9 protein-coding genes and 1 pseudogene are annotated in these 7,663 nt (G+C 57.7%); 4 read left to right on the top strand and 6 right to left on the bottom strand.

From position 1 onward, the window contains the following. Positions 1 to 72 precede the first annotated feature (72 nt). The 3 genes and pseudogenes from P3T23_RS27045 to P3T23_RS27055 form a co-directional block, all read left to right on the top strand. Positions 73 to 222, top strand: a pseudogene (locus P3T23_RS27045) (IS5/IS1182 family transposase); the annotation flags it as partial. A 777-nt stretch (positions 223 to 999) separates the two neighbouring features. Further along, positions 1,000 to 1,287 (top strand): DUF1330 domain-containing protein, encoded by a 288-nt coding sequence (locus tag P3T23_RS27050; protein WP_429319158.1) that lies wholly within the window; start codon positions 1,000 to 1,002, stop codon positions 1,285 to 1,287. Positions 1,288 to 1,503: 216 nt separating this feature from the next. Continuing rightward, positions 1,504 to 2,007, top strand: coding sequence for a winged helix-turn-helix transcriptional regulator (locus tag P3T23_RS27055; RefSeq protein WP_429319159.1), 504 nt, complete (start codon positions 1,504 to 1,506; stop codon positions 2,005 to 2,007). Between the two features lie 403 nt (positions 2,008 to 2,410). On the opposite strand, the gene P3T23_RS27060 is transcribed toward P3T23_RS27055, so the two are convergent. After that, on the bottom strand, positions 2,411 to 3,001 hold the full coding sequence (locus P3T23_RS27060) for a hypothetical protein (RefSeq protein WP_429319160.1): 591 nt from the start codon (positions 2,999 to 3,001) through the stop codon (positions 2,411 to 2,413). A gap of 3 nt (positions 3,002 to 3,004) precedes the next feature. Then, entirely contained in the window at positions 3,005 to 3,238 is a 234-nt protein-coding gene (locus P3T23_RS27065) for a hypothetical protein (RefSeq protein ID WP_429319161.1), read from the bottom strand. Between the two features lie 538 nt (positions 3,239 to 3,776). Here P3T23_RS27065 and P3T23_RS27070 point away from each other — a divergent pair. Continuing rightward, the gene (locus P3T23_RS27070; RefSeq protein ID WP_429319162.1) at positions 3,777 to 3,998 is read left to right on the top strand and encodes a hypothetical protein; all 222 of its coding nucleotides are present in this window, start codon (positions 3,777 to 3,779) and stop codon (positions 3,996 to 3,998) included. A 233-nt stretch (positions 3,999 to 4,231) separates the two neighbouring features. Here P3T23_RS27070 and P3T23_RS27075 read toward each other — a convergent pair whose 3' ends face one another. The 4 genes from P3T23_RS27075 to P3T23_RS27090 all read right to left on the bottom strand — a co-directional run bounded on the left by P3T23_RS27075 (position 4,232) and on the right by P3T23_RS27090 (position 7,555). After that, positions 4,232 to 5,119: an alpha/beta hydrolase gene (locus P3T23_RS27075; protein ID WP_429319163.1), complete on the bottom strand. Its 888-nt coding sequence runs from the start codon at positions 5,117 to 5,119 to the stop codon at positions 4,232 to 4,234. Between the two features lie 54 nt (positions 5,120 to 5,173). Continuing rightward, positions 5,174 to 5,488, bottom strand: coding sequence for a hypothetical protein (locus P3T23_RS27080; RefSeq protein WP_429319164.1), 315 nt, complete (start codon positions 5,486 to 5,488; stop codon positions 5,174 to 5,176). 246 nt (positions 5,489 to 5,734) lie between these two features. After that, entirely contained in the window at positions 5,735 to 5,929 is a 195-nt protein-coding gene (locus P3T23_RS27085; RefSeq protein ID WP_429319165.1) for a hypothetical protein, read from the bottom strand. 939 nt (positions 5,930 to 6,868) lie between these two features. Further along, on the bottom strand, positions 6,869 to 7,555 hold the full coding sequence (locus P3T23_RS27090) for a hypothetical protein (RefSeq protein ID WP_429319166.1): 687 nt from the start codon (positions 7,553 to 7,555) through the stop codon (positions 6,869 to 6,871). Positions 7,556 to 7,663 lie beyond the last annotated feature (108 nt).

Genomic DNA, 7,663 nt, shown 5'->3' on the forward strand with positions numbered 1-7,663 from the left:
ATCGGACCACATTATCGGCTACCGTATGAGGCATGCCGGCGACACCGCATGGTGAGTCTTTGATGTGAAGGGAAAGTCGAGGTGCTATTCGTACATCTGAAGAGGATCTTGACACCAGATCGCCTTCGCGCAGGCGGACTGAGCGGCGCGAGCAACGAATTCTCACTCGCTGCGGCAGCGCAGAACCCCGCGGCGAATGGCGAAGTGGTTTACCCTCGATAGTGAAGGCGGTAATGGCCCCAGCGCGAAGGGAGATCGCGCGCGAGATGCGTTGGTGACGGGAACGGCAGCCACGCGTCAACGAAGTTGACCCCGAACCGCTGTCCAACACGGAGTTTTTCAAATGTGAGGGACTGCCTCCCGAGGCAACGCATCTCGCGGGCATCGAATGCAGGTGTCTGCCATCATCTTGCGCACGCGGCGTGAGTGTTTGTATGCGCGCGTATCCACGGTATTGCTCCGGCTGCGTCCTGTGTTGCCTCGTGAATGTATGATTTTGCACATGGCCGTATTTGGACAGCACTGCTTCTTCATCGAGCATTTGGCGCAGTCGGTCTGACCAATCGATAAATGATCGAATCGTCCTTCGTGACCCGCGACCTGTGCACCTTGAATTGACGTCGGTAGCTGCGCAACGACTGTCCCTTTGGACAGCAGTACTCGTTTCCCTGTTCGTTCCAATGGAAGTCTGTGTTCGGAAATGTGCTGTCGCCACGAGGTGGGCGAGGTCATGCCAGTAGAGATCGGCCAGCGGCTGCTCTGGCCGATTACGTGCCGGCCAACGTTCCTTAGCGAGGGTCTCTTGTACCTTGAAAGCTGCCGTCTGGGCAGCCTTGGGTCGACTGGCGGAAACGGGTCGATATGCGTCCGACGCGAGGATCGGGTGGTTCTCTCGCCCAAGTGACGGGTCAGCATCCGCGCCGACGCTGCGTATCGAGGCCCAATGCGGTTTCATGCCATCATCGTGTGCACCTTCACACCACCGCGGGAGCACACGTCATGGCGACTTATATTGTCTTCACAAGGGAAAGCACGCAGGATCAAGGTGAGCTCGACATCTACCAAAGCAAGGTGGGCGAGACCTTCAAAGGTCATCCTGTCAAGATTCTCGCTGCCTACGGACCTCAGCGGGTCCTTGAGGGCGACGCGCCAGAGGGCGTCGTGATCATGGAGTTTCCGTCGACAGCGGCCGCGCGTGCGTGGTACGACAGCCCGGCGTATCAGGAGGTCGCGCAGCACCGATTCAAGGGCGCACGCTATCGCGCAGTTCTCGTCGAAGGCGTGTGACGAAAGGCGGCGACCCTCGGGCGCGTGGAGCTCAGCGGGCCTTGGCCCACGACTGACGCGGCAGGAGAGCGTTTGTGTTCTGTCGGCGAGCACACATCACGCGTTGCCGAAACGCCTTGGAAGTGGCTGCTAAGGTAGTGTATCGCGAATGCGTCAAGTGTTGCACGGCCGTCCGGTCAGTGCTACTATGAAATTCAAAGTAACTGAGAATAGACGATGAAAGGTGAAGCATCGACGCCAGAAACGGTTTGCCCGGTTGCGCAGGCCGTCTCCATTGTGGGAGACCGATGGACGATTCTTATACTGAGAGAACTGTCCTCAGGGGCCTCGCGATTTGAGGAGATCCAGATACAGACGGGCTCTACCCCGCAAATGCTTGCAACGAGAATGAAAGCGCTTGAGCAAGATGGAATGGTTGAGCGCAAGCCGTACAGTCGCCATCCACTGAGATACGAATACCATTTGACGGAAAAGGGACGTGCATTTTATCCAGTCATTTACGCGATGCGTGCTTGGGGGGAAACTTGGTGTAAACCACCAGGCCAAGGGTTTGCAGTCCGGTTCAAACATAAGGCATGCGGTAACGATGTCGGTTTAGAATCGTTCTGTCATCATTGCAACGTCCCGGTCGAACGCACGGACCTCGAGTCGCATACAAGCCCTGCTTTTTTGAAAGAACGCGAAATTCGTCGCGAGAATTTTAGGAATCGGAAAGACTGATTGCTCAATCTTTCCGATAGGACTATAGGATTCAAGCATTTCATTCTTGTCGCGAAGTTAACCATCAACTTGGGATGCACGACAGGTCGTTAGACTAGCTCCCCGCTTGTGGTGCAAATAGCGTGGGCAAGCGAGGAATTCGTCTTTCTTAGTAGTACAACTGGTTGCGAGTTTCCACGCTGATTGCGTAGAGAGGGATCGAACAAGCCAGAGGCGCGGATCGGTGTTGGGTATGGCGCGCTGAGAATACGAAGATATGTTTCGTTATGCGAATATGAAGGTATCGACAGGTCGAGCACGATCAGCGATGCTGAGCCGAGCGCCGACGATGCTACGCCAAGCCTGGCGTGAGGTCAGTTTTGGCAGTAGTGCCGCAGATTGATCATCGAATAGGCAAGTGTCTTTAGCGCGTAGTGCACGCCACTGACTCGTTCGAAGCGCAGCAGCAGACGACGGAACTGTCTTCCCAGGCAAAGACGCGTTCGATGGTCCTGAAGCGCTCCTCGAAGATCGCCGGATCAAAGTGCTGCTTGCGCCCGCGCTTCGGTGTTTTGCGCCCACGCAGGTTCTCGGGGATGTTCGGGGTCATGCCACGATTGAAAATCTCCCGGCGGTTGTCCCGGCAATCGTAGACGCCTTCCAGGCTGACAGTTGAACCCCGCAGGTCCGCGCCGATGGCACGCGCCATGTCGGTGAGCTTGGGCAGCGCATTACGCAGCAGCGGCGATTCGTTTCGGTTGCCCGGTGCCGTCACGAACGGCGCAATGACGTTGCAGTCGCGGTCGCGGTCGCGGTCGCAGAAGGCGACCACCTTGCAGCCTTTGAGATGCTTGTGCTCGCTATATCCGAGGTTGTCGCCGCCTTTCTTCGCAGCGGTCGTCGTGCCGTCGCCGTGAATGACTGAAAGGTCGAGAAGTTGGTCCTGGTGAAGAAGATGCACCGTGCCCGCGAAAATCCGCTCGATGCTGCCATCGGCCTGCCAGCGCCGCATCATCCGCTAGTTACGCGTGTGCTGGATTTCGCGGTGGCCTTCGTCATTGCTGTCGATCGGCAGCATCATCCACTGACACCCCATGTAGAGCGCCTTCATGATGTAGTTGAAGATCTTGTGCAACGACAGCGTCGGCGGCGGTCCGCGTCGACCACGACTCAGGTGTGGCAAGACAAATTCCTCGAACTGCGCTTTGCTCAATTTCGTCGGAATCGCTTGCCAGCTGGGCTTGCCCGTCATTCGATGCGTCCAAAAATCTGGACTTTAGCCGATTTTCACCTGACGCTCATAAACTCAGCCTGGGCGGGGCTGGCAGACAAATTCGACCAGCTCGAAAAACCCGCAACCAGTTGAGAGAGAAGAAGCGTCGAGTTTCGCGCTGACGATGAGACCATGTTGCGCGGATGGCTGTTTCTTCCGGAAGGTGCCACCGAAACCCCCATCCAGCGTTCGCTCCACGAGCGGACATCGTCACTGCCCGTTTCAACTATCCCGAGCAAGCATCGGCGTCGCGACTGTGCTGGGCGGAATCCATCGTCTCGCCGAATGCGCCGGCCGCTCGAAGGCGATGGCGTGGGCGTCGACCTCTGAGCAGGTGTCTGCTGAGGTGATGGGCGAATGGTGTTGTCAACCGCGGCGTGGCCGACGATTAGCCCTACGCCGAGATGTGCGCCTTTGACGGGGAAGTCACCAACGGGTCGACTCGCTCGTACGCTGCGCACAAGGCGCTGCTGCGCGCTTGGGTTCGGGCACGACATCGGTTGCCAGCGAAGGGCTTATGGACATCGGCATACCGCTCGTCGACACGGGAGACGAGAGGATGATGATTCCTGGTGCGATCGAGGCGCCGGACCTGGGCAAGGACTGCCCGCAGTTCGGCTTCAAAGGATCTCTGATAGCAGATCTGTTCCAGAGGCCTGCCCGTGTAAGCGCCAAGAGGATGCTTGTAAAGGCGCGCCTTTCGCGCCGCACATGGCTGGCTTCGCGGGAGGTCATCTAGGCGGCTGTGCCGCTGGGCACAGCGGCGCCCTGAATGCCTTGGTTGCATTCAGGGCGAAGACCGGTGGGTCCCCACTGAGTCCTATTGAAAGGGCAGTCTTCGGCGCTGATTTCGTCAGGGCGTCGACTACATCCTGCTTCGTGATTGTGCGCGCCACGATCGCACAGATTGAGACCAAATTCTATTGGATATCTACCTAAATTGCCTATCTCTGCGCCCATGCCGCAGCAATGTCATCTTTGGCGCAATTTGATGAATGCCGCGAGTTCCTCAATGGAAGCCATACCCTCCTCGAGCATCGGTGCATAGAGTTGCCAGGTGTGACACATGCCGTCAAAAATCTTTAGCTCGGCAGCTACCCCATCTCTCTTCAGTCGCTCCACAACGGTGACCGAGTCATCATGCAGTCTTTCTCGAGTTCCCACATGCACCAGGGTGGCGGTAAGACCTGTGAAGTTTGCGTAGAAAGGGGTCACCTTGGACGATTTGCGGTCGCCGTCACCAAGATAGGAGTCTATAAGGAGCTCAAGAAGTTGGGTAGAAGCGATCGGGTCGTCTGGTGTTCCTTGATGAGACGCACCTTCTTGCGCGAAATCAAGCCAAGGCGACATTAGTGTCAGCGCGCACGGCTGCGGCAGTCCGGCCTCCTTCGCGCGCACGGCTGTGGCGAGGGCGAGGTTGCCACCGCCGGAATCTCCGCATAAGGCCAGTTTGCCGGGCGCGTAGCCTTGATCAAGCGCCCATTCATATACGGAAAATGCATCGTCGTGTGCAGCAGGCGCCGGATTTTCAGGTGCAAGACGGTAGTCGGGCACCAGCACAACGCTCCCCGCAGCGCGAGCCAAGTTGGACGCGATGACCCGATGTGTGCGGCTGGAGCCAAAAAGGAAGCCACCACCGTGATAGAAAATGATGAGTCGTGATTCGTCTCCTCCGGCAGGTATGATCAGGTCGCCATCACATGGTCCACACTTCACCCGTCTGATCGCCACATTCTCGGCCACGGGGACTTGGTCGAGTGCGTCTTCCATCCATGCGCGCATCGCGCCGGGTGTGGTGCCGACGGGAGGAGGATTTTGAGCGCCAACCGCGAGGATTTCGGCAAGTTGCTGTTTCGACATCGCTATTCCTAAGTTAGTGGATGGACAAACTGGTAGAACGCCTCTTCTTTCTCGTCACCGACATTGCCCGCAATGGCCGTCGGTCTTCCCGGCCCCGGAAAAATTGACGATTGCAATCGAAAGAGTGTTGTTAGCAAACTTCCAATGGATGTAATCACCTGGTTCCCAGCGATGATGGGGAACGAAAAAAATCTTTGCGCCCGCATCGCGAAGAGTCACCATCAAAGTTCGTAGATTGGCGATCAGCCCGACTTCACTTGCAATCGTTTCGATCACTGAAAAGAGCTTGCCGCCCTGAGACATGAAATCGTTGTACGGATCAACAATTAGGAGTCCTGTTTCTTCAGGTTTGTACGTCAGGCTTGTCATATGGTCGCTCCAGAGCGTGCGTTTAGGCAGGTGTTTCTCCTGCAAAGAAAGAAGTTGAAGCAATAGGCTTAGGTTATACCTATGAAAATCATAGTGTCAAATTTTTTCGCTTCAATCTCGGGAATTCCCTATGCGACGACTTGATTTGCCCCTTTTTAGTATCGCGAAGAGCGACATCCATGGCGGCCGATCACAGCGACAGGAAAACGCGGTATTAGACATGACCTGCGAGGCTTCGCAGCGTGATCATTCGTTTCCATCAATTAACGAATCCCGGCCGACCCTCAACTCTTGGCGAATGGCGGCAACTTGGGTCGACATGCGCTCTGGCTCGAAGGGAGCGATCAAGCCGCGCAGGCGCGAGCGCATATCGGCGGCGTCGAGCGCCTCGTCATCGGCAAGGTTCGCGAGGGCGCCGAGCAAGGCACGGAAGCGGCGCAACCTGGTTGCCTGCGAGGGCTTCCGCGCGCGCGGGCGCCGCGCCAGCGAGACGCGATCTGGTGGTCGAGCAGCGTGAGGCTCGCGTCCGTCAGACGGAGCAGGGTCAATCGCAGAAAGCAGGCAACCTCGATCGTTCGATGCGGGTCCTTGATCCGCGCCAGGGCTGATGGTTTGCGTGATATCAATCGCCTGGCGAAATGCTCGATCCCGGCAAGCCGCAGGTCGGGGAGAACAATCCGATCCGCGCCCAGGTCCTTGAGGAATCCGATTTTCTCGATCTGCTCTCCAAGGCCTTTGATGGACTTGCTCGAAGGGACGGCGTCCGGCCATTCGAGGTGGCTCAAGTCCGCGCCGGTAACCGGCGCCAGCAGCCGCTCGACCCAAGTCTCCCGCTCGGACCGCATGGCCGCGCCAATGATCTGAACAGAACCCGCTCATGGTACCGTCGCGCGGCAACTGCGAGGCGGCGGATATCGCGGTCGCGGAGCAGAAGATAATCGTGGTCGACAGGCCACGAACGGGCCAAGCCCATGAGATCGGCACTGTCGAACAACGCGGCCGCCTCCCGGCGGAGACAGGCAACGAGCCCCCGTTCGGCGTGGGGGCTGAGTTCGGTCCGGCCGAGGGCACGCAGAGCGGCAGCCTGATGGTCGAAGAGTGTGCGCCGGCGTCCGTAGAAGGCCCGGATCGAGGCGATCCGTGGTGGCGAACTACCCAGTTGAAGACCGAGGGACTCCAGGACGGCTGCCGGAATGATCTCGACGGAATTGAGCGTGCTGCCCGTCATCTTCAGAAAGTATCTGCGCTGGCGTGCACAAAGCATTGCCTCTTCGACCGCAGGGTGCGCCGCCCGGACCTCTCACAAAGTGAGAGGACGGGCTTGTCGCCAAGAGGCCCGAGAGCCTTCCCGCATTCCCACTTCGCCCGTGTAGCGAGGCCCTATTCCATAGGCTCTTCCCTGAGCCTGTTGCCGGCCTTTACAACGGGAATGATCAATATTGGCGTGGCATCGTCTGCGGAACTGAGGAAAATTTTAAAGGGCTCTTCATCGGAGATATCCTTACTGACGCCCCGGAACGCGTCCTTGGCTGAATCGGGAAGCACGACCATGATGTGTGGGCCGACTTCTTTGATCTGGCTGGGATCTTTTGGCGGATTTGATGGAGTCGCCCCCTGACCCGGCCTCGATTCGCCCATGAGCATGTAGGACAGTCCAACGCGATCGATGTCCGGCTTCTTGCCAGCGAGGGTCGCCATGAGCCACTTCATCGTGGTCTCGTCTACGCACATCGGGTCGTGCTTCGGCCTTCCGGGAAGGTCGGGCATGCATGTCCAGCCATTGGAGCCCTGGCGAAGCACCCTGCCATGAGACATTACATCCTTCGGATTCGCGGGCCAATCAATTACGGCTGCGTGCTCCCTGATGAAGGTAGGGCCCGCGCTCAACGCATTTCGGATTTTCCATTCGTCAGAATGCGCTGACGAGGTCAACGTACCTTGTGGCAACGGAGCTGAAGCAGTCGACAGATCTTCGGCGGAGGCTGTCGATGAAATCACCACGAGAGCGGCAGCTAGATAACGAATGCTTTTGATCATTACGGTCTCCAAGTTAATGTTTTTGATCATTACGGTCTCCTAGGGAAACGCTGATTTATTCAGCTCGGTGGTCATCGCTGGCGTAGCTGAGGACGTTATAGAAGGCAGCTCACGGAACAGACTCACGATGATGAAGAG

The organism is Paraburkholderia sp. GAS448 (assembly GCF_050435685.1).
Taxonomy (GTDB): Bacteria; Pseudomonadota; Gammaproteobacteria; order Burkholderiales; family Burkholderiaceae; genus Paraburkholderia.